Source organism: Dyella sp. (assembly GCF_035685805.1).
Classification (GTDB): Bacteria; Pseudomonadota; Gammaproteobacteria; order Xanthomonadales; family Rhodanobacteraceae; genus Dyella_A.
The window spans coordinates 47646-69261 of record NZ_DASSAB010000039.1 but is presented as its reverse complement, the minus strand read 5'-3'; the positions used below and the strand labels follow the sequence as shown (position 1 = coordinate 69261).

The window sequence follows — 21616 nt, the reverse complement described above, 5'->3', positions numbered from 1 at the left end:
CTGCCGCAATGGACGGATCGACGCGGCCCGCTCCGCATGGGTAGCGCATCGATCCGCGGTCGCTCAGCCTTACGGCCTGCCGCATCGGGGATCTGCGGCAGCGCGTCGTCGTGATCCGCCGGCTCAACGGCACAGCGGCTAACGGCTCAACGGCGCAGCGGACCCTGCGGTAAATCCTGCTCCCGCCGCGAGCCCCACCCGACGCGGCGGGCGCCGCATCCACACATCAGGCGCCTTGCGTCGAAGCCCTGCCGGCCGCGGCACACGACTGCTCCAACGAGCCGCCGGGCCGGCTGGTCGCGACGCTGGCGGCGCCTCAGCTGTCCAGCCGCGCGTTCTGGGGAAACAGCGCCTTGCGCGCATCCTCGTCCACCACCGACTTGAATGCGTGGCGCTCTTTCAGCGCCTCGGCCCGCTGTGCCGCCGGCCGCACATTGATCTCGTCCAGCAGGCGCTTCACGTGCGGCAGCTGCTCCCACGCTGCCTCGCCGCCGAGGATGTACGGCACCATCCGCGCCCAGCCCCACACGGCCATGTCGACCAGCGTGTACTGATCGCCGAGCATGTAGCGGCGATCGGCCAGGTGCGCGTCGAGGATCTTCCAGTGCCGCCACGCCTCGAAGTCGTAGCGGTTGAGCGCGTACTGCTTCGGCTCCGGCGCGTAGTGGCGAAAGTGCACGCACTGGCCGGAGTAGGGGCCGATGCCGGTGGCCACGAACATCAGCCACGACAGCATCTGCGCGCGCTCGGCCGGCGTGTCCGGCGGCAGGAAGCGGCCCGTCTTTTCGGCCAGGTAGAGCAGGATCGCGTTGGAGTCGAACACGGTCACCTCGCCGTCGACCAGCGCCGGCACCTTGGCATTCGGGTTGATCGCGGTATACGCCGGCGCGTGCTGCTCGCCCTTGCGCGTGTCCACCGGCACCAGCTCATAGGGCAGACCGGCTTCCTCCAGGAACAGCGCGACCTTGGCCGGGTTCGGGGTGGGGTGGTAGTAGAACGTCAGCATGCGGCAGGCCCTCGGGGAGATGGGTCTGCCAGTGTATCGAGGCCGCGCCACGCTCACGCTGCGACCAAGGTCGAGCCGGCTGCCGCCGGCCCGACCTGGCACCGGTGGCTCAGAACCCGAGCCTGGCACCGGCGCCCAGCAGCGTGGCAATGCCCAGCGCGGCGAAGATCGCGGCGGCGATCGAGTGCACCAGTTTCATCGGGATCTTCGCGGCGAGGCGGTCGCCCACGAACACCGCCGGCACGTCGGCGATCAGCATGCCGATCGTGGTGCCGGCCACCACCATCAGCGGGTTGGGGTAGTGCGCGGCCATCGCCACGGTGGCGATCTGCGTCTTGTCGCCCATCTCGGCGAGGAAGAACGTCACCAGCGTGGCGGTGAACACGCCCACCCGCTTGGCGACCTGGGTTTCCTCTTCTTCGATCTTGTCGGGAATCAGCGTCCAGATCGCCATGCCGATGAACGACGCGCCCAGCACCCAGCGCATCACGCCGGGGCTCACCACCGAGGTTATCCACGCACCGAGCGCGCCGGCCAGGCCGTGGTTGACCAGCGTGGCGCAGAGAATGCCCGCGATGATCGGCAGCGGCTTCTTGAAACGCGCGGCGAGGATGAAGGCGAGCAGCTGGGTCTTGTCGCCGATTTCCGCCAGGGCGACAACGCCGGCAGATACGAGGAGGGCTTCCATGGAATGCGTCCGGGCCGGTCGAAAGACGGTTGACCACACGTCTCCCCGGCCCATGCGGAGATGTGTGGTCAAAGGTCTTGCCAGGCAGGTGGGCTGCTTGCGCCATGGCCGGTGGGCCAAGTGTGTTGACGCAAGCCTCTTCGGAAGAAGAGCGGCTACTCCCCAATGACCGGCGCATGATACCGGACTCATGCCTTTCCGGCGACCGCCGCGCGCCCTATGCTGCGCCGCCTGCTGCAAGGAGCAATGAGCGCGCATGGATCTGGCCCTGTTCGATTTCGACGGCACCATCACCACCGGCGATACCTACACGCCGTTCCTGTCGTACGCGACCCCGCGCAGGTTCCGGCGGCGCGCCTGGCGCAAGCTGCTGTGGCCCTGGCTGGGCTACAAGCTGCGGCTGATCTCCGGCCCCGCGGTGCGGCGGCGGGTGACGGCGCACGTGCTGGCCGGGCGCGAGCACGCCGCGATCCGCGCGCTGGGCGAGCGCTATGCGCGCGAGCGCCTGCCGCGCGTGCTGCGCCCCGAAGCGATGGCGCGGATCGCCTGGCACCGCGCCCGCGGCGATTGCATCGTGGTGGTGTCGGCGTCGCTGGATGCCTACCTGGTGCCGTGGTGTCGTGCCCACGGCCTGGAGCTCATCTGCAGCGAGCTGGATGCCGACGGGGTCCACCTCACCGGCGGCTACCGCGGTGGCGACTGCACCGGCCCGGCCAAGGCCGCGCGCGTGCTGGAGCGATTCCCGCTGCACGCGTACGCACGCGTGCATGCCTACGGCGACACCGTGGAAGACCGCGAGATGCTCGCGCTGGCGCATCATCCGGTGTATCGCTGGCAGATACCGGCAGCCGCGTGAGCCTGCCGTCGGCAGGGCATCACTTGCTAGCCCGGGCTGCCGGCTAGCCACGCTCGCCGTCGAGGCGGTACCGGTGGGCGCACACGGTGGGCGCGCTCCGTTCGGTGATCAACCGGCGCTGAGGCAGCGAGGCATATGCGCCATCGGCGCCGTGATCATCCGTGCGCCGCAGGTTGTCGCCCGCGGCGCGCAGCGGGCGGATTGGCTGATCCCAGGTCCGGGCTTTCTTTCAGGGGCTTGCTGTCCGGCCGGCCACGGCGGACAAGCCCGCGGCTGGATCAGCGAGCGATGGCGCGCTTGAGCCGGTCGCGCACCGCAGCCCACGCGGGCTCGTCCGGCGGCAGGTCGATGGCGATCCACGCGTAGCCGTGGGCGTCCAGCTCGTGCAGGGCCGCATACAGGCGCTGGGCATAGGCCTCGGGGCTGTCCGGCATCACCTGCAGATGCGCCACCGGCAGTGCCTGGTAGTGCGCGGGGCGATGGGTGAGCAGGGCGCCGTCGCCGCTGGGCAGCTCCATCGACGGGTTCGCCGTGAGCGTCATGGTGCGGGGGCTGTAGTGGCGAAAATGCATGCCGGGCGCGGCGTGCGTCTCGCCCCGGGCCGGCGCCGCACCGGCCACGCGCACCGGCATGCCGATCACCGCCTCGATCGCCTCGCGGCTCACGCCACCGGGGCGCAGCAGCACCGGGCCGTTGTCGTACAGCGCCAGCACGCTCGACTCGATGCCCACCGTGCACGGGCCGCCGTCCAGGATCATGTCCACGTCGCTGCCCAGGCCCGCGCGCACGTGCTCGGCGGTGGTCGGGGAGATCTGGGTGAAGCGGTTGGCGCTTGGCGCCGCCACCGGCACGCCGGCAGCGCCGATCAGCGCCAGCGCCACCGGGTGATCGGGCATGCGCACGCCCACGTGGCTGCCGCCGCCGGTGATGATGTCCGGCACGATCTCGCGACGCGGCAGCACCAGCGTGAGCGGCCCGGGCCAGAACGCCTCGGCCAGCCGCTGCGCCGCATCCGGCCAGTGCGACACCAGCTCGCGTGCCGCGCCGATGCGGTCCACGTGAATGATCAGCGGGCTGGTGCGTGGCCGGCGCTTCACCTCGAAGATCCGCGCCACCGCCGCCGCATCCAGCGCATTGGCGCCCAGTCCGTAGACCGTCTCGGTGGGAAACGCCACCAGCTTGCCCGCACGCAGCGCCTTGGCCGCGCGACTCATCTGCAGCTTGCCCGGCATCTTCGCCGCGGGCGTGTCGGGCAGGGGACGCAGCCTCATGTCGGCACGTTCTCGCGCAGCTCGCGCAGCCACGCCTCCGGCGAGGCATCGCTGGGCATGCGCCAGTCGCCCCGCGGCGACAGCGAGCCGCCGCCGCCCACCTTGGGTGCGTTGGGCACCGCGCTGCGCTTGAACTGCGCGGCAAAGAAGCGGGTGATGAACAGCTCCATCCAGTGCCTGATCTCGGCCAGCGTGTACGCGCGCCGATGCGCGCCCTGCACCAGCGCCGGCCACTCGCCGCGGTCCGCGTCGCCCCACGCCTGGTGCGCGAGGTAGGCGATCTTGCTCGGGCGAAAGCCGAAGCGGGTGAGGTAGTACAGGGTGAAATCCTGCAGCGGATACGGGCCCACGTGCTGCTCGGTGTCCTGCAGCGCGCCGCTGGCGTCGGCCGGCACCAGCTCGGGCGAGATGGTGGTGCCGGCGATCGCCTCCAGCACCGCGCAGGTGGCCGCGTCGTGGCGGCCGCTGGCGACCAGCCAGCGGATCAGGTACTGGATCAGCGTCTTGGGCACCGAGGCGTTCACGTTGTAGTGCGACATGTGATCGCCCACGCCATAGGTGCACCAGCCCAGCGCCAGCTCGCTCAGGTCGCCCGTACCCAGCACGAACGCGCGGTGCTGGTTGGCCAGCCGGAACAGGTGCGAGGTGCGCTCGCCGGCCTGCACGTTCTCGAAGGTGATGTCGTAGACCTTATCGCCCCTGGCAAACGGGTGACCCAGGTCGGCCAGCATCTGCAGGCACGACGGGCGGATGTCGATCTCCTCGCTGCTCACGCCCAGCGCGCGCATCAGGGCGTGCGCCTGTTCGCGCGTCTGCGTGCCGGTGGCGAAGCCGGGCATGGTGTAGCCGAGGATCTGGGTGCGTGGCAGCTCCAGCCGGTCGAACGCATCCACCGCCACCAGCAGGGCGAGGGTGGAATCGAGCCCGCCGGACACGCCGATCACCAGCCGTTTGGAGCCGGTGGCGCGCAGCCGCTGGATCAGGCCGTGCGACTGGATGTTGATCGCCTCGTAGCAGCGCTGGTCCAGCGTGGCCGGGTTCGACGGTACGTAGGGGAAGCGCGCCAGCGTGCGCCGCAGCGCGGGCGCCTCCAGCGTCGGCACGCGGAACGCGAACGGCACCCGGCGCATCGCGCGCAGCGTGGGCTGCAGGTCGCGCACCTGATCGTTGTAGCTGGTCATGCGCGAGCGCTCCTGCACCAGCCGCTCCAGGTCGACGTCGGCCAGCAGGTGGTGGTCGCCGTTGCGGAACCGCTCCGACTCGGCCAGCAGTGCGCCGTTCTCGCAGATCAGCGCCTGGCCGTCCCACGCCAGGTCGGTGGTGGATTCGCCCAGCCCCGCCGAGGTGTAGACGTGCGCGGCCAGGCAGCGCGCCGAATGGCTCTCGCACAGCAGGCGGCGGTAGTCGGCCTTGCCCACGGTGACGTTGCTGGCCGACAGGTTCACCAGCACGGTAGCGCCGGCCAGCGCGGCGTAGGTGCTCGGCGGCACCGGCACCCACATGTCCTCGCAGATCTCCGCGTGCACGCGCAGGTGCGGGTGCGCGGCGGCGGTAAAGATCAGGTCGCTGCCGAACGGCACCTCGCGCCCCAGCACCACCGCGGTGTCGGCCACCGCCTGGCCCGCGGCGCTGTACTGGCGGCCCTCGTAGAACTCGCGGTAGTTCGGCAGGTAGCGCTTGGGCACCACGCCCAGCAGCTCGCCGCCCTGCAGCGCGGCGGCCACGTTGAACAGCTGGCCCTCCACCCGCAGCGGCAGGCCCACGAACACCAGCGGCAGCAGCTGCGTGGTCGCCTCGCGCACCGCGTCCAGCGCGGCCAGGCTGGCGTCGAGCAGGGCATCCTGCTGGGCCAGGTCGTCGATGCTGTAGCCGGACAACCCCAGCTCCGGAAACACCACCACCGCCGCGCCTTCCGCCGCCACCTCGCGCAATTGCGCAATCGTCCGCTCCGCGTTGAACGCCGGATCGGCCAGCCGCATCGTGGGCACGGCAGCGGCCAGCCGCACGAAACCGTGGCGGTAGGGCGAGTGGAAATCGGACGGCATGCGGGGCTCCAGCAAGGATGCGCCTGCGAATGCTACGTGGTTTCGGCGGTGCAGCGAACCCGAGGGCGGCCGTTGCGGCCTGCCAACAGCAACCCTCACTTCAGGGGATGCGCAGTTTCGGTGCTGCGGCTGGCATGTGGAGTCTGGTTCCCACAGCCCAGCGCGGCGCAGTAAGCCCGTACAGTACGGCTGCCAAAGCAGCATCGGTTGGATCAAAAACGTCGATGCGATAAGAGTGATAAAGCCGGGCGGGACGGACTCATTTTGAAAAGCATTTTTCTAGCAACCGGTCTGCTTGCGATGACTTCCCATGGAGCCATGGCCCAACGTTCGCTGCCTACGGGAAGGCAGGCAGCGCCACCCGGGGTATCAGAGCCTGCGCTTTCCACCGCGGCGTCTCACCTCTTGAGCGAACCGAATCCACCACAGCCCGCAAGGCCTGGCGGAATCGATGGGCTTGCCCCCGTGGCTGGCTATCTCTGCATGGCTGAAACCGGCCCATGGGTCCAGACAGCGCCCTGTTCACGCACTCGGCTCGTCAAACCCGACTTACCAACTCACCCCGTGCAACAAAGGCTGCTGAACAGGCAAACGCTTTGCCGATATCTCGCACTCGACGTTCAAGTTGGCCCCGACCTGTCGGCTAGCCGGCAGGTGGACGAACGGAGTCGGCTTATTAGAGAGCACGGCTGTAGGGACTGATCCGGCTAACCTAGCACCCGGCACACAGTGCGGATCTCGTGTCCGATGGCCTCGGCTCGGCCCTGGACTTCATCGGGCAAATCGCACAACGGAGGCCGTCACTCGACCTCACTCTGGCAACTTGAACGCCACCAGCGCATCGCCAATCTGCGTATCCAGCTTGCCGTGCCCGCCGGCCGCGATCACCACGTACTGCCGGCTGCCCACCGCATACGTCATCGGCGTGGCCATCCCCGGTGCCGGCAACTCCGCGCGCCACAGCTCCTTGCCCGTGGCCCGGTCCAGCGCACGGAAGTAGCCATCCGACGCCGCCCCGATAAACACCAGCCCGCTCGCCGTCATCAGCGGCCCGCCCATGCCCGGCATGCCCTTGATCGAGATCGGCCACGGCGCCTTGTGCTTGCCGGTGCCCAGCGGAATCGACCAATCGACCCTGCCGGTGGACAGGTTCAGCGCCACCACCTTCCCCCACGGCGTGGCTATGCACGGCGCACCCAGCGGCGACCGCAGCACGCGCCGGCGCATGCCGTACGGCGTGTGCTTCATGGCGGCGTATTCCCAGTGCTTCTCGCCGCCGGCTTTCACCTGGCGCTCCCACTCCTCGCGCGGCAGCAACTGCACCTGCATCGGCAGGTCGTTGACGTTGGTCACCATCGTCTGCGTGGCCGGGTCCCAGGCGCCGGAGCCCCAGTTCACGCCGCCGGCGTAGCTGGGCATCTCGATCGTTCCCTGCAGGCTGGGCGGAGTGAAGATGCCCTCGCTCTTGAGCGAACCGATCAGCGCGCGGCAGCGGTTGCGGTCCCAGAAGGTGAGGCCGTGCGCGTCGTCCGGCGTCACCTTGCCGCTGCGCACCAGCGAGGGAAGGGCCGAGAACGGCTGCGTCGGCGAGAGCTTCTCGCCCGGTGCGCCGTCCTGCGGCACCGGCTTCTCGGTGATATCGAACAGCGGCGTGCCGTCGTCGCGGCGAAACACAAACACCTGGCCGGTCTTGGTCAGCTGGACCACCGCCGGGATGCTCTGCCCGTCGCGCTTGAGGTCGATGAGCATCGGCTGCGCGGCCAGGTCGTAGTCCCACACGTCGTGATGCACCAGCTGGCGAGCCCACACAATCTTTCCCGTGGCCGTATCCAGCGCCACCAGCGAGTTGGCCCAGTGGTTGTCGCCGGCGCGCTCGCCGCCGTAAGGATCCGGGCTGGCCGAGCCGGTGGGGATGAACACCAGGTGCCGCGTCGCATCCACCGAGAGCACGCCCCAGGCATTCGCCGCCCCGTTGGAAGTGGGGTAGGGCGTGGCATCCCCGTCGCCTGCGTCCGGCGTGCCCTGCATCGGGTTCCAGTGCCAGCGCGCCGCGCCGCTGCGCGCATCGAACGCGCGCACCACGCCCAGCGCATTGGCCGCCGAATAGTTGTCGCCGATCGACGAGCCCAGGATCAGCGTGTCGCCGTCGATCACCGGCGGCGAAGTGAACTCGTAGTCGCCCTTGTACGAGTCGCGCAGCAGGTGCGCGGACAGATGCAGCTCGCCATGCTCGCCAAAGCCCTCGCACGGCTTGCCGGTGGCGGCATCCAGCGCGATCAGCCGCGCATCCGCCGTGCCGGTGAAGATGCGTGCTGCGCAAGGGCTGCCCGCCGCCGCCTGCGGATCGCGCCAGTAACTCACCCCGCGCGAGGCCAGTTCCGAGTAGCTCTCCGTCGCATCGAGCTGCGCGTCATGACGCCAGCGCTCCTTGCCCCTGGCCGCGTCCAGCGCAAACACCTGGCCGGTGGCGGTGCTGAAGTACAGCGTGCCGTCCACGAACAGCGGCGTCGCCTCGAACGTGAGCTTCTCCCCCGACTCCCAACCCTTGCCCAGCGCTCCGGTATGGAACGTCCACGCCGGCTGCAGCCCCGCCACGTTGGCAGGCGTGATCTGCTTCAACGGCGCAAACCGGCTGCCGCCCGCATCGCCGCCCCAAGCGCTCCATTGGAACGCATGCGCTGCGGCATCCAGCGGCGGTACGTCGACCGGAGCCGGGCGGGAACAGCCACCGAGTATGGCGGTGACGGCGGCGGCGAGGATGAAGGTGGAACCACGCATGGATGGACGCTCCCTGTGACAGTGGGCGCAGGGTCGCGGGTGGGGTGGGGCGGAGCAAGCGGTTTGGGGTGAGTGGGATGGGGGATGGGGTGGGCGGGCCTCAGCATCGGGCTGGCGAATGCTCGGCTTTCGCACTTGTCCCGTAGCGACCCTCAGAACGATCCGGAGCTCTGGTTGTTCCTGGCACTATAGGAAAAGCGCAAAACCATGCGAAAAGGCTGTGTCCTTAGAGGAAAAGCTCCCGCCTTTTCTCGTTGCACCACGTTAACGTTTAGGCCCTTCCAACACGCGGAACCAATCGCGGATGGCCAGTTTCAGCCGATCAACCTCGTCATCGGCAAGTACGCCGCAGTGGGCAATTGTACCGCGCAGCATATTTAGGCCTGAGAGGACGCGCGCCACTGCTGACGGATTACTTAACATGCCGGCAAAATCGCTCCAGTTTTCGCGAATGATATCCCCGAGCTGGCCAAAAGTGGTGTAGTCAATTTTGTCGTCGGATCGCGTGGTTACTGCTGCCTGCGCCTCACGTGACTGATTCTTTTTGACCTCGTCCAACACACCCTGGGGGACTCGTGTATTCCACCAATCCTTACCGTGCGCGGCCTCCATTGTTTCAGTTATTAAGCGTCTGATGTCGTTCTCTAATAGATAAAATATCTCGTAATAATGAGACATTTTCACCGCATTTTGACGATTCGTTATTTCAAACTGCCTGATGTAGGGCTCGAGGTCGTCACCCCAGTCGCCCATATCTCGTGTGAGCCCTGGGTTGGCTGAGATATTCTCAGCATCAACTCCTGACTGAACGACGGCACACTTCAAGATAAATAATTCAATCGTATGCGCGTTCATGTAAGGAGGTTCGCTTTAAGGCTGCGAAAAATTGCATTGTAGACTTCTACATTAGTAGTCTCGGGAAGAATGACGTTAATGTTGTAGGCTAGCTGCATGTGCTTCATCGGCGGCCCGACTGCCGATGTGGTAGAGGAAATTTCGAGGTTTTTTTGATCGACTTCCTTGTCAGTGCTCGTTTGATCTTCGCGAAAACCCTTTCCGAAGTCCTGAAATACCTGAAAGGTATTAAGAATGTAACGCACCACAGGGTCCCTTTTTGGTAGCCCTGTGACTGCTACGATGATATCAGTCAGCGTTGGCTCGTCGGCACGATGAGCGTATTGATTGCGGCGAAATACTTCGGCGAAGCCATTTTTAAGGGCCTGAACCGCCGCACCAGCTCGGCCGTTCTCCGTCTGGAACTGGGAGTAAAGCTCTGTAGGCGTCCCCGACTGATTGAGGAAGCCAACCGCCTTTAGGATGGGAGGGACTGGGCGGGCCGCGCCTCCCGATGCTTCCATGACCGTCGCCAGAAAGTCAGTGTTAAATACCGATGGCTTCTCGGAATGAGGGATTTTCTCCATGACACGCTTAAGGACGCCGTGACTGGTTGTATAAGGAAGCCCGCCAGGGATCTTTCGGCGAGATGCCTTTTCCGGAGATGCAGTGACTGTTGCTTCGTCAGACATGAACTTCTTCTCCTTAAGCTTAGTTTCGTGATGTTGAAGGCCCTTGGCACGGCGGCGAGGGCGTAGAGCCGACTTTTCAAGTCGCTACTTTTCATAGTTAATTGTAATCTATGCGTCCGGTGCCGCGTGCCCCATGTTTGTGCGTGCGAGATATCTAAAACGTCTTGCTCATGGCTTCCCTACTTCTCATGTTTTCGGAGATCAGCGATTTGACCCGCCGGCATGATGCGGGTGCTATTTTCGATGCCAACACTCGGGCCTTATCACGGGTGACCGCTTTCAACCTTAGTCACGAAAGCGGACATCTGCGCCCCCGTCATGTTTTTCAGTTCCCCAAGTAGATTCTGCGCTTCCGCGACTGGCGGTGTTCGTCGCGCGCGAAACTGCGCAAGGCGCTCCGGAAGCGTGTACATGTAAGTCAAGAAAACCTCCGCAAAGTGCGCTGCATCTCGCGCGTCTTCTTCGCTAACGTCGTCAAGTTCGTGCATCTCGTTCCCTACCGTCTTGACGACCTCCGCCCAGCGAACAAGAGAATTCGGCATCTCAATTTTCGAGCTCAGCTTCTCGATTCGCTTCCAGAGATTGTGGGGCATGTCGTCCTGGCAACTTTCCTGCCAAAGGAGTTTCGACGCGCGGTCAATAGACATGCGGTAACATGAGGCGGCGGCGGTCCATCGTGCTTGCTCAAGATTTGCAGCGCCATCAAGAAACGCTTTGGAGACTTGAACCGGGCAGTGTTCGGGAGCGTTATTCTTCGGCATTTCCGGAAGTATTTGCCTAACCTCGATGCCGTCAACCTTCGCGATGTCTCCCCTCGGAGCTGGCTTGCCGTGCGCATCCAGTGGTCCGAGATATCGGTTCTGTGGCGTCATAACCGTCACGAGAACGAGCTGCTGGCAGTGGGCGCATCTAAAAGCTGTCTCGCGGAAAGCGGGAGCCGGAATGCCCGGCCGGTCGGGGTCGGCATAAGCGAGCTGCAGCGTCGTATGTGGTTGCAAGCAGCGCGGACATGAGGATGAGATCGTGAGCACTTCCTGTTCCTCCGTAAATATTTGTAATGCACGCGATCCATCTGGGGATGGCGTTAGGTAAGCCTGGCACCGAACATAAACCATGTGAGATGTACTGGGTAATTGGGTCGGAGAAAAAGGCACGGATCAGAGGAGACTTTTCTTATCTCAAAGCTATCAGCACCAAGCATCTCGATTCCGCCGGATCGCCTCGACGCTTCTCCACGGTAGCGGCAAAATAGGGGTCAGAGTCCACTTTTCGCAGAGCAAGCCTTGTGAAAGTGCACTCTGACCCCTGTTTTTTACGGCGTGGTGGGGCGTTGGCCTGAGCCGCCGCCGGGACAGCGCTAACCTGCACGAGGAATCGCAGGGGCAGCATCGATCTTCATGCCTGCGATTTATGGAAGCACGATCTGACTCATCCTTCGGCGCTCAACATGCCTAAAGTCTCCGCGACGTTCTCGATCACCATCATCCTGCTCGTGGTTTCCATCTGTGCGGTGGTGATGGACGGGCAGAAGCGCTACTTCCCGGGCGGTGCACTCAATCCCGCTTCGCCCCAATCGGACGGCTTCGAGAACCGTTGGTACTCGAGGCAGCTTGAGGCCATGTCCGAGCCGGCTCTGACACCTGTCCCCGGCAGTCGCACGTATCGATTCACCTGGCTTCGTACCTTCCATCATCCGGTGGCCGTGCGGGTTGCCATGACCTCGACGCGCTGTGCGCTCCACGCTATCGAGCTCGATGGCGCGGGCGGATACGCGCCGGGCAAGGTGTATCGAAGGAAAATTCTGGAGATCACACCGAAGGCCTGCGCGCGGTTCGAGGCATTCATCCGGGCCAACGGCTTCTGGGATATCCCGCCAAGCGATCATGTTTCGGGGGCGGACGGTTCCCAGTGGATCGTCGAAGGAGTCACTGCCCAGTACCGCGTGGTTACCCGTTGGACACCCGAATCCGGCCCCGTCCGCACGATCGGCGAGCAGTTCCTTGCGCTGACCGGGTGGCAGTATCCGCAGAAGGAAATGTACTGATTTCGCGTGCCAAGCCTGGGGCGCGATGGGTGTTTTCCGAAAAACCTGGGGCAGAGTCGACTTTTTGCAAAGCAAGCCTTGTGAAAGTGCATTCTGATCCCTGTTTTTGAGAAGAGCAGTGGCTTGGTCTTCGCCGACCAGCTAGGACGGGGCCAGTCCACTTCCGACGTGACCTAGTGCAGCTGGTTCATAAAAGGCAAGGGTCAGAGGCAACTTTTCGCAGAGCAAGGCTTGTGAAAGTACACTCTGACCCCTGTTTAGGCTCCCATCCTTTTGGTTCCATACGAAAAAATCTTATTTTCCTCTGTACTCTCGCCGCGTAGAATAGGATCGCAATTCAGATTAATTTGATTACTCGACTACCACTCTAATGTTAGCGAGTGAGGCCACAGGGAGATGGACTTCATGAAGAATCAACTTTTGCCATTTTTTGCGCTTTTTTTGTCTGTTCTGGTAACGCACAAGTCTAACGCCACAGAAGTTGAAAAGATAATTTGGTGTGACGGCTGTACAGGCGCGCAAAAGTTGAGCTTGGTTCGAAGCGATCCAGCGTTCAACACAAAAAATTCTTTTTACGTTGGAGATATGAGAGCAAGGGTTATACAAAAGTACCACGTTACTCGCGAGGAAAAGCCCCAAGGCGGCGGTTACAATACTTTGGTGCTGGCTGTTGCCCCGGAGCCAGATGTCACAGCTTCGTTCAAGACTCTGACGGACTTTTACTACGCTGGCGATCCGGGATTTACGAAGCATTTTTATTTCCAGATTATTGATTCCACCAGTCCAAACACTTTGAGTTACAGGGAATTCTATACTGGCAAAGGCTTCTCCGAGAATTTATTCGCCACCCCAACGGGCGGAGCGCAGCTCATCACGCCAGTACTCGACTACCCCAATCCACGAGTAAACGTCTATGGCGTGGTGAATCAAAGCCCTGCGCAAAACGCGCTTCTTGATTTTGCCACCACCGGCTTCAAGGGGCAAATTAATACATTAGCTGACCAAGCCCTGAAAGTAGCGAGCACGGCACTGCCCTTGGATCCCTCTCGGATGCCAAGAATTGTGGCTGTAGTCAAGTTTGCAGACGGCAGCCAAATCGCGATCGAGCTGGACACCTCATCAACAAATGCTCATTACGCCATTGTGAAAGAGTCGGCGCGTGACTCTCATAATAATACGGTCCCAGTTACCAAGGATATGATCGACGGCGACGGCTTGGCCTTATATGATTTTTCCGAAGAAGTTGGAAATCCGAATGACCGAATTAACATGCAGTCGCAACTGGGTTGGCTTGGTGCACTTTCTGCCCCTGGTTCTGGCTCTAGTTCTGGTTCAATAGGGACAGGGGGCTTTCACGGATGGGCTTGTACCTCGACCACAGTAAATGGCAATACAACATATACTTGCCGCGCCTATTAGTGGCGAGGAATTACAGGGGGCGTGGCTAATTAGATCTGGCCTTCGTCCGTCAGAAGAAGAACAAAACGGGGTCAGAGTCGACTTTTCGCAGAGCAAGCCTTGTGAAGGTACACTCCGACCTCTGTTTTGCTTTAGTTAGGAAAAATAGATAGTCGCGAGTGCCTTCTAAAAGCGCTTGTGTGGTCGACGCAAAATCAGGGGTCGGAGTCGACTTTATCTCACCTGCCACGCAGTCTTCCGGCAACGCCTCCCGGTACCGCCGGCTCACCATTGCCAGGGTCCCATCGCGCAGCGTGGAAAAACTAGGGTGAGAGTCGACATTTCATTACCCAGTCGCTGTGAGAACACGAGTTCATCCCGGGATCTGTCCCATCTCGACTTTAGCCAGGCGAATTTACTGGAGGCCGAGCGGTGCACCTGACGACCATCATCCTGCTCGTGCTCGCGCTATACGTCGCGCAGATCTTCCTGCAGGAGACCTCGCGCTTCCGGTTTGACCTCAGGGGCATTGTTGGCAACCGCGACGTTCAGCCCGAACCGTCCGTGATCGCGGCACGGCTGGATCGGGCGAAGAACAATCTTCTGGAGGCTTTGCCGATCTTCATCTCCCTGGCACTGCTGGCGCTCACGAGAGGCACCAACCAAGAGGCCGAGGCGTATGGCGCCCTGGTCTTTCTCGTCGCCCGGGTCGTCTACGTGCCCGCCTACGTCAGCGGGATTCCGTGGCTGCGATCCCTGGTTTGGCTGGTCAGCATGTTTGGTCTTCTGATGATGGCGTTGCCGATGATCTAGGCGGCGCCGGGAGACAGGCTTCAGCGTCGCGTCTCCGCGTCAACGCCCCTGCCAACCAAACGAGACACGGCTAGCCAAGTTCGGCTTTCGTTCGCGCCTCTTCTCTGGCTCGATCAACAGTGCCTTTTTCTTGCGCTGCCGGGCGACGGTCTCGACCCAGCCCGTCTCGTTCATCGCCGCACCCTTGAGGCGGGCGCTACCGTTGCCGCGTAGCGCACTCACGTGGCGCCAGCACGCCTTCGCCACAAGCCGCTCACGCGCCAGGTCGTATTAATCGCCGGGTGGTGCGGCGGCGGCTTCAACGCTTCAAAGTTGTTGCCTGGATTGCACCGTGATGGAAGCAGCCGTTCGAACGGCGCCCGAGGCTCTGCGGCGCGACGTGAGCGATGCCTTGAATCGAGCCGTGGGCGGAGTAGGGAGATCAAGCGATGTCGCAGTCTGATGCGATGTCCCTCGAGGCGCCGGCGCCGATCGGTGGCTACCGGCAGTTCGTGCAAGTTTCGGCGGGGAGCCGCCTGCTGTTTGTCAGCGGGCAGATTGGCGAGACCGCGGGCGGGGACGTGGCTGCCTATGGGTACGAGCAGTGCCGCCTTGCCTGGACGAACGTCCTGCACCAGCTGTCAGCGGCCGGTTACGCCGCCGATCACCTGATCAAGGCCACGGTCTTTCTCACCTCCGCCGCGCTGGTGGCGCCACATCAACGGGCGCGCAACGAGGTGCTGGGCGCGCGCCAGCCGGCGCTGAGCGTGGTGATCGTCCCCGCGCTGGCTGATCCGCGCTGGTGCGTGGAGGTTGAGGTGGTTGCCGCGCGTGACGAGGCGCCCTGAGGAGCCGGTGCAGCTGGCGCGTGGTCGGGCGACCTGGCGCACGTTGCCGCCGTCACGCTCCGCTTGCCGCTCACAGTTGTTTTGAATGGTTGTCCTGCGTGAGCAAGCCGGCGATGCAGGGAAGGATCACGACGTTTTTTCAGGGAGCGACCCATGAACACACGGTGGCGATGGATCTTCAGCATCTGGCTCTTGCTGCTTTGGCCCGAGAGCGCCACGGCGGCGACCGACCCGGTGTCGGTGGTGCTGTCACCGGTCGCCGATCCGGCTGCCGCGGGCGAGGGGCGGGTCGTGGTGACGATCAGGAACGACGGTGACGCACCGGTCAACCTGCACCATTTTCTTCTTCCTTTCGGTTGGCCCGAATCGTTGCCGAACAACCAGTTCGAGGTGCGTGGCAGCGACGGCAAGGAGCAGGCCTACATTGGATATTGGGTTGCTTTTGCGGCGCCGCTGTCCGAGGTGCTTGTTCCGCTGGGCGCGCACCAGACACTCAGCGGCACGGTGGATCTTCGTTACTCCTACGCCTTCGACAAGCACGACGACCCGCACTACACCGTGCGTTACCGGCTCGCGGTGGGCTTTGCCGAGGAGGGACAACAACCCGATCCGAAGTCGCCGGATTACGCGACGGACCCCAACCGTTCCCGGGACGTTTTCAGCAACGTGTTGCGGCTGACGGTGCAACCGTAGCGGGCGCGAGGCGGATGGAGCGCGCTGCCGACGGCGAACCGGGTGGTGGCGGGAGGGGTGCCATTGGGGACAAGAAAATCCCGAAGCGTCCCGCTTAGAATCCGGGCCGGCCCAACTCACGGAACGCCCCCATGGCACGCCTGCTACGCCGCATCCTGCTTGTGATCGTGGGGGCGCTGCTTGCCGCCATCGCTTTCGACGCGGTCACCTACGACGCCCGCGCCTGGCAGGCGGACTACGCCCGGCTCAAGCGCGACATGGCGCAGGGCTACGCGAACCTCGACTGGATCGCGACGCACCGCCATCTGGATCTGGCGGCACTCGATCGCCGGACCACCGCGGACATCGACGGCGCGCATTCCCGCGTGCGGGCGTTCCTCGCGCTGCGCCGGTTCGTCAAGGCGTTCAACGACCCGCACCTGCACCTGGTGCCGGGCAAGCGGCCGATCGCCGAGCCGGCCCGCGTGGCCGTGGCCGAGGGCCCATCCATGGCGGTCGCGGCCACGGCCGGCGCCGGTGTCTCTGCAGCAGGAGCACCGGCGGTGGCCGATGATCCGCCGGCCGGCAAGGACTGCGCCGCCGCCGGCTATCAGGAGGGCGATCACGGCTTTCGCTTTCCCTTTGCCCAGGCTCCCGGCTGGCAAGCCGTGGGCAGCGGCGATTTCCCCACGGGGATGATCGGCGACCTCGGCGTGCTGCGCATCGCGCAGTTTGGCGAGGATCGCTATGCCGCCGCCTGCCGGCAGGTTTTCCGGCCCGGCATCGGCCAGCGCGCGCTGCAACTGGCGGTCCGCGCGCTGCAGCAGCGCCGGCTGGCGGATGCCATCGGCACGCTCAAGTCGCGCGGCGCGCGCCGGCTGCTGGTGGATGTCACCGGCAACGGTGGCGGTACCGAATGGGTCAGCGAGGTGGTGGCGATGTTCACCGACCGCACGCTGTCGCGCGCGCAGCCGCGGCTCGTGGTGCCGGCGTGCGACCGGTCGATCGTGTGGAGCGGCGCGCCTGCGCCCTGCGCGATCCTGGAGCCGGCAGGCGAGCGGGCCACGTTGCAGGGCAGCGGCGTCTGGACCGGGCCGCTGTTAATTCTTGCCGATCGCGGCACCGGCTCGGCCTCCGAGGATTTTCTCGCCTGGCTGCAGCAGAACCAGGTGGCGCGCGTGCTGGGCGAAACCAGCGTAGGCGCCGGCTGCGGCTACGTCAATGGAGGCGGTCGCACGCCGTTCCGCGCCAGCCCGTTCGACGTGCGCATGCCGAACTGTGCGCGCTTTCTCGATGACGGCACCAACGAGATCGAAGGCATCACGCCCGACCTGCCGCTGCCGATGCAGGGGGATGCGGCGGTGCAGGCGAGCGCCCTGCTTGCCGCGGTCGGACAGGAGACGTGACCTGTTGAGCCAGGCATGAGCCAAGGGCGGGGTGGATTCCCGCGTTCGGGGGAATGACGGCGGGGAGTGTCGGGCTGTTTGCCGGAGGTTGGCGCGCCAGCTTTACCTTCCCCGCAAGCTTTCCGGCAGCGCTTCGCGGTAGCGCCGGCTCACCATCACGGTGGTGCCGTCGCGCAGGGTGAGCTCGGCGTCGCCGTGCCCTCGCGGCGTTAGCGCGGCGATCTGATCAGCGCGAACGAGGTAGCTGCGGTGCACGCGCAGGAACTGCGCGGGATGCAGTTGGCTGGCGAGTTGAGTGAGGGTGGCGCGCATCAGGTAGCTGCGTTGCGGGGTGTGCAGTTCCACGTAGTTGCCGCTGCCGACCAGGTGAGTCACCTCGTCCAGCGGCACCACCACGCGCTGGCCGCGTTCGGTGATGACGAGTGGCAGTGGGTTGAACGCGTGCGCAGGCATCGCGGCGTGTACGCGGCGCAGGTCTTCTTCGGCGGGCAGCGGGTCGGCGTCGGCGAGGCGGGCGCGCAGGCGGTCCAGCGTGGCGGCGAGGCGCGGGGCGTCGAAGGGTTTGAGCAGGTAGTCGACGGCGGCGACCTCGAACGCGCGCAGCGCGTGCTCGTGGTACGCGGTCGCGAACACCAGCAGCGGCCACGGGGGCGGCAACTGGTCGAGCAAGTCGAAGCCGGTGGACTCGCCGAGGGCGATGTCGAGGAACAGCGCGTCGGCGTTCACGCCGGGCAGGGTGGCGAGTGCGCCGGGCAGGGTGTCCGCTTCCAGTACGACTTCGACGTCGCCGTGCTCGGCGAGCAGTCGGCGCAGCCGAGCGCGGGCAGGCGCTTCGTCTTCCACGATGGCGAGGCGCAGTGTCATGCCTCGGGCTCCGCGGCCCACGGCTCCAGCGGCAGAGTGATATCCACCGCGGTGCCGCCCTGCGCGCCGGGGCCGATCTTCCATTGGTGGCGATCGGGGTAGAGCAGGGCGAGGCGTTCGCGCACGTTGGCCAGCCCCACGCCGGGTTGCGCATCGGCGGCGAAGCCGACGCCGTCGTCTTCCACGCGGCAATGCAATTGCTCGCCGTCGCGGCGCAGGCTAACGGCGAGCCGGCCGCGGCCGTTGCGCAGGCCGTGGCGGAAGGCGTTCTCCACCAGTGGCTGCAGCAGCAGGCGGGGCAGGCGCATGGCGTCGAGCCCGTCGTCGACGGTGATGTCGACGTGCAGCAGGCCGGGTTGGCGCTCGGCCATCAGGGCGGTGTAGGCGCGCAGCCAGTGCACCTCGTCGGACACGCGCACGAAGGCGGAGCCGTCGGCGGTCATCGCGCTGCGCAGCAGGTCGGACAGCGCCACGATCATGCGGTCGGCGGCGGGCACGTCCTCGTACATGCGGTTGGAGATGGCGTTGAGCGTGTTGAACACGAAGTGCGGCTCGATCTGCGCCGCCAGATGCGCCAGCCTGGCTTCGCTGAGCGCGCGGCGCAGCTCGATCTCTTCCAGCTGATGGCGGCGGCGCTCGCGCACGCTGCGAATCAGCGCGCACATGGTGACAATGCTGGCGTAGGTGATGAGGTCTTTCTGGAACTCGTAGACCAGCCCGATCCACACCTCGCCAAAGTCGTACGAGCTGCCCATTGCGGCATACGCGGCCGTGCGCAGCGCCACGATGCCCACCACGTGCACCAGCGAAAACGCGACCGCCGCCGGCAGATGTACCGGCAGGCGCCGCCACGCGCCCGGGCCGGTGACCCGCCAGCGCGATTCGAATGTCGCCACTGCCAGCGCCAGCGCACCGATCACCAGAGCGCTGCTCAGTTCCCACGTGTAGTAGTGCCACGCCACCGCGCCGGGGTTGTCGCGCTGGCTGATCCACACATTGGTGCCCTGCCACAGGCCAATGAAGATCCAGCCGGCGAAATAGAGCATGAGCAGCAGCGGCCGGGTAAGCAGCGTCATGCGCACGGAGCGCGGCTCGGGCGTGGCGTCGGGAAGGGCTTGGGAGTGGGTCGACATGGCGCCGCGATTGGTCGGGAAGTCGGTATTGATAGCCGGGTGCCGGGGTGGGCGCCAGCCCTCGTTGCTCTGCGGCGCGATTCCTGGCGGGTGATCGCGATGGGCTGCGCGGCAGCCACCGCCGGACATGCCCGGCCATGCAGACGTACCGCGTTGGTCTTCTCCACCGCGGTTACCGCGTTACCGGATTCCCGACCCATCCGCGCGCGAGATGCCCCACGTCGGCGGATTGACGCGCAGGAGCGCCCGCCGGTGTCAGTCCGCCTCGCTGGGGCGCGGATGCGGCGGCTCCGGGTGGATCGCACGCAGGTCGGGCGTTGGGTGATCTGCCTGCGGTAACACGGCGCGCGCTTCAGTGGACGCATCGCCCAGCCCACTCGCCGTGTCGGCCGGAGGCGTCGGCGTCCCGGTGGCCATCGCTTCGAACACGCCATCGCGCCGCACCCACGCATGGAACAGCGCCGCCGCCAGGTGCATCAGCACGGTGGCGAACAACAGCAGCGCAAACCAGGTGTGGGCGGTGCGCAGCACGGCGTAGAGGGTGGCGTTGTGCGGGGCAATCGGTGGCAGCGCGACGCCGCCGAACAGCGTCACCGGATAGCCGCCGGCCGAGAGCATCGCCCAGCCAATGACGGGCATGGCGAACATCAGCGCGTACAGCAGCCCGTGCGAGGCCTTCGCGGCCAGCACCTGCACGTGGGGCAGATCGGATGGCAGCGCGGGCGGCGGATGGCGCAGGCGGTTGGCCAGCCGTACGATCACCAGCAGCAGCAAGGCGATGCCCAGCGGGCGATGCACGCTCACCAGCGTCGGTCGCAGGCTCAGCGAGGCGACCATGCCCACCCCGATGAACAGCATCGTGAAAATCGCCAGCGCCATGCTCCAGTGCAGCACGCGTGCGGTCAGGTTGAAGTGGCGCGTGGCGGCGGGGCGGCTCATGGGGTGTCTCCCTTCGGCGCGGCATGTCCGGTGGCCGCCTCGGCCCGGCCGCCGGCGATATCCCGCTCGCGGCGATTGAACGACACCGAGTACACCGCCGAGCGTGCGGCCAGGATCGGATCGTCCGAGCCCTGCACGCCGCGTGGCAGCACCAGCGGGTCGAAGTTGATGTCCCGACAGGCGCCATTGGCCTGCGGCGCGCTGCGCTCGATCACCAACGTGCCCACGGTGACGTGCGTGCGCGAGGCCGGCCACGGCGTGGAGGGATCGGTGATCGGGTCGCCCGGTTCGGCGAGGGTCACCACCATGTCCCAGCGCAGCGGGTGCTGCGCCAGCCGCGCGGTGAGGTCTTCACTGAGAAAATCCGCGTCCGCCGCGGCGCGCTGCTCGGCCGACATGGCCTCGAAGGTAGTCTGCGGCTGCATCGACCAGCGCACGTAGCGCCCCTCGCCCGCGGCATTGATGAAGCGGAAGGTGTTGACGCCGTTGAACGTGGTGTTGGCCCAGCTGGTGGACCAGGGCGCGGTCTTGGCCCAGGCGGCGAAGCGGGCGAACTCCGGGTGCGCCTTGGCAAAGGCGGCCTGCCGGGCCGGATCCGGCTTGCCGGTGGTTGGATCCGGGGCGTTGGCGCGGGTCTGCTCGTAGAACGCCTGCGCCGTGGCGACGCCGAAGAACGGAAAGCTGTTCATCGCCATGCGCCACTGCTGGCCGTCGTCGGCGGTGAGCTGCAGCGCCATGCTGCGCACGCGGGCCTTGCCGTCCAGACCGTAGGGTGAGCCGCCGCCGATCGACAGCCGACCCACAAACGGCGTGCGCGCCGCCGCGAACATGCGCGCGCTGGATAGCGCCACGCCCTGGCCGTTGCCCTCGAAATAACCGGCCACGCAAACGCCCTTGGCATGCGCGCGGCGAAATCCGCGATAGACCTGACCGTTGGCGTCCTGGATGGCGTCGGTGAAGCGCTGCGGCGTGAGCCGATGCGGCGTAAGCCATCCGACCGTCCAGGCAAAGGCGAGCGCCAGCGTGGCGACGATGGCGGCAATGGCCAGCATCGCGGGCCAGTTGCGCTGGCGCGGGGAGACCGGGCGCGGCGTGGGGTCGGGCATGGGGACGTCCTTGGGGAACAGGCGAGGAGCAGCTTCCTTCGCTGCACGGGGCTCGGACGTTACGTGCGCGCGCCTGGCGATCCATCGATCGCCGGGAGTGCGGGCAGAGACGCATCGGCGTGGAGTGGCGCTGAATCCCGCGCAAGACCGCCTCGAATGGCTCACGCAAGACGCATCGTACCCCTGTTCATTTTCCAGCCAGCTACCGAGGCGATATCCGCGTAGCCTTTCGCGGCTGCATCCT

At 65.4% G+C, this 21616-nt stretch carries 18 protein-coding genes, 1 pseudogene and 1 riboswitch; of the genes and pseudogenes, 7 read left to right on the top strand and 12 right to left on the bottom strand.

Features of this window, described 5'->3' with window-relative positions:
* Positions 1-316: 316 nt before the first annotated feature.
* A complete protein-coding gene (locus VFG40_RS11400; RefSeq protein ID WP_324897490.1) occupies positions 317-1006 on the bottom strand; it encodes a glutathione S-transferase family protein in 690 nt (229 codons plus the stop codon).
* A gap of 109 nt (positions 1007-1115) precedes the next feature.
* Positions 1116-1694 (bottom strand): TMEM165/GDT1 family protein, encoded by a 579-nt coding sequence (locus VFG40_RS11395; protein ID WP_324897488.1) that lies wholly within the window; start codon positions 1692-1694, stop codon positions 1116-1118.
* Positions 1695-1703: 9 nt separating this feature from the next.
* Positions 1704-1870: riboswitch (yybP-ykoY riboswitch) on the bottom strand.
* Positions 1871-1950: 80 nt separating this feature from the next.
* On the opposite strand from VFG40_RS11395, the gene VFG40_RS11390 reads away from it, so the two are divergent.
* Positions 1951-2550 (top strand): HAD-IB family hydrolase, encoded by a 600-nt coding sequence (locus tag VFG40_RS11390; protein ID WP_324897486.1) that lies wholly within the window; start codon positions 1951-1953, stop codon positions 2548-2550.
* A gap of 278 nt (positions 2551-2828) precedes the next feature.
* On the opposite strand, the gene VFG40_RS11385 is transcribed toward VFG40_RS11390, so the two are convergent.
* The 6 genes from VFG40_RS11385 to VFG40_RS11360 all read right to left on the bottom strand — a co-directional run bounded on the left by VFG40_RS11385 (position 2829) and on the right by VFG40_RS11360 (position 11201).
* On the bottom strand, positions 2829-3821 hold the full coding sequence (locus VFG40_RS11385) for an L-threonylcarbamoyladenylate synthase (protein ID WP_324897484.1): 993 nt from the start codon (positions 3819-3821) through the stop codon (positions 2829-2831).
* Positions 3818-5866: an NAD(+) synthase gene (locus VFG40_RS11380; RefSeq protein WP_324897482.1), complete on the bottom strand. Its 2049-nt coding sequence runs from the start codon at positions 5864-5866 to the stop codon at positions 3818-3820. Before VFG40_RS11380 ends, VFG40_RS11385 begins: the two co-directional genes overlap by 4 nt.
* Positions 5867-6676: 810 nt before the next feature.
* Positions 6677-8644, bottom strand: coding sequence for a pyrroloquinoline quinone-dependent dehydrogenase (locus tag VFG40_RS11375; RefSeq protein WP_324897480.1), 1968 nt, complete (start codon positions 8642-8644; stop codon positions 6677-6679).
* A 264-nt stretch (positions 8645-8908) separates the two neighbouring features.
* The gene (locus VFG40_RS11370; RefSeq protein ID WP_324897479.1) at positions 8909-9499 is read right to left on the bottom strand and encodes a Swt1 family HEPN domain-containing protein; all 591 of its coding nucleotides are present in this window, start codon (positions 9497-9499) and stop codon (positions 8909-8911) included.
* A complete protein-coding gene (locus VFG40_RS11365) occupies positions 9496-10170 on the bottom strand; it encodes a DUF5343 domain-containing protein (RefSeq protein ID WP_324897478.1) in 675 nt (224 codons plus the stop codon). The genes VFG40_RS11370 and VFG40_RS11365 overlap by 4 nt, the downstream gene beginning before the upstream one ends.
* 263 nt (positions 10171-10433) lie before the next feature.
* Positions 10434-11201, bottom strand: a complete 768-nt coding sequence (locus VFG40_RS11360; protein ID WP_324897477.1) for a DUF4145 domain-containing protein — start codon at positions 11199-11201, stop codon at positions 10434-10436.
* Between the two features lie 416 nt (positions 11202-11617).
* Between VFG40_RS11360 and VFG40_RS11355 the strand changes: the two genes are divergently transcribed.
* The 6 genes from VFG40_RS11355 to VFG40_RS11330 all read left to right on the top strand — a co-directional run bounded on the left by VFG40_RS11355 (position 11618) and on the right by VFG40_RS11330 (position 17330).
* A complete protein-coding gene (locus tag VFG40_RS11355) occupies positions 11618-12214 on the top strand; it encodes a hypothetical protein (RefSeq protein WP_324897476.1) in 597 nt (198 codons plus the stop codon).
* Positions 12215-12619: 405 nt separating this feature from the next.
* Complete coding sequence (locus VFG40_RS11350) at positions 12620-13633, top strand: hypothetical protein (protein WP_324897475.1); 1014 nt, start codon at positions 12620-12622, stop codon at positions 13631-13633.
* 411 nt (positions 13634-14044) lie between these two features.
* Positions 14045-14425, top strand: a complete 381-nt coding sequence (locus VFG40_RS11345) for an MAPEG family protein (RefSeq protein WP_324897474.1) — start codon at positions 14045-14047, stop codon at positions 14423-14425.
* Positions 14426-14853: 428 nt separating this feature from the next.
* On the top strand, positions 14854-15252 hold the full coding sequence (locus VFG40_RS11340; RefSeq protein WP_324897473.1) for a RidA family protein: 399 nt from the start codon (positions 14854-14856) through the stop codon (positions 15250-15252).
* 153 nt (positions 15253-15405) lie between these two features.
* Entirely contained in the window at positions 15406-15945 is a 540-nt protein-coding gene (locus VFG40_RS11335; protein WP_324897472.1) for a hypothetical protein, read from the top strand.
* Between the two features lie 131 nt (positions 15946-16076).
* Positions 16077-17330, top strand: coding sequence for a S41 family peptidase (locus VFG40_RS11330; protein ID WP_324897471.1), 1254 nt, complete (start codon positions 16077-16079; stop codon positions 17328-17330).
* 102 nt (positions 17331-17432) lie between these two features.
* Here VFG40_RS11330 and VFG40_RS11325 read toward each other — a convergent pair whose 3' ends face one another.
* The 4 genes and pseudogenes from VFG40_RS11325 to VFG40_RS11310 form a co-directional block, all read right to left on the bottom strand.
* A complete protein-coding gene (locus VFG40_RS11325; RefSeq protein ID WP_324897470.1) occupies positions 17433-18194 on the bottom strand; it encodes a LytR/AlgR family response regulator transcription factor in 762 nt (253 codons plus the stop codon).
* A complete protein-coding gene (locus VFG40_RS11320) occupies positions 18191-19327 on the bottom strand; it encodes a sensor histidine kinase (protein ID WP_324897469.1) in 1137 nt (378 codons plus the stop codon). Before VFG40_RS11320 ends, VFG40_RS11325 begins: the two co-directional genes overlap by 4 nt.
* A 405-nt stretch (positions 19328-19732) precedes the next feature.
* Positions 19733-20266: pseudogene (locus VFG40_RS11315) on the bottom strand (cytochrome b); the annotation flags it as partial.
* A complete protein-coding gene (locus tag VFG40_RS11310; RefSeq protein WP_324897468.1) occupies positions 20263-21372 on the bottom strand; it encodes a catalase family peroxidase in 1110 nt (369 codons plus the stop codon). The pseudogene VFG40_RS11315 and the gene VFG40_RS11310, both read right to left, overlap by 4 nt.
* Positions 21373-21616: the final 244 nt, after the last annotated feature.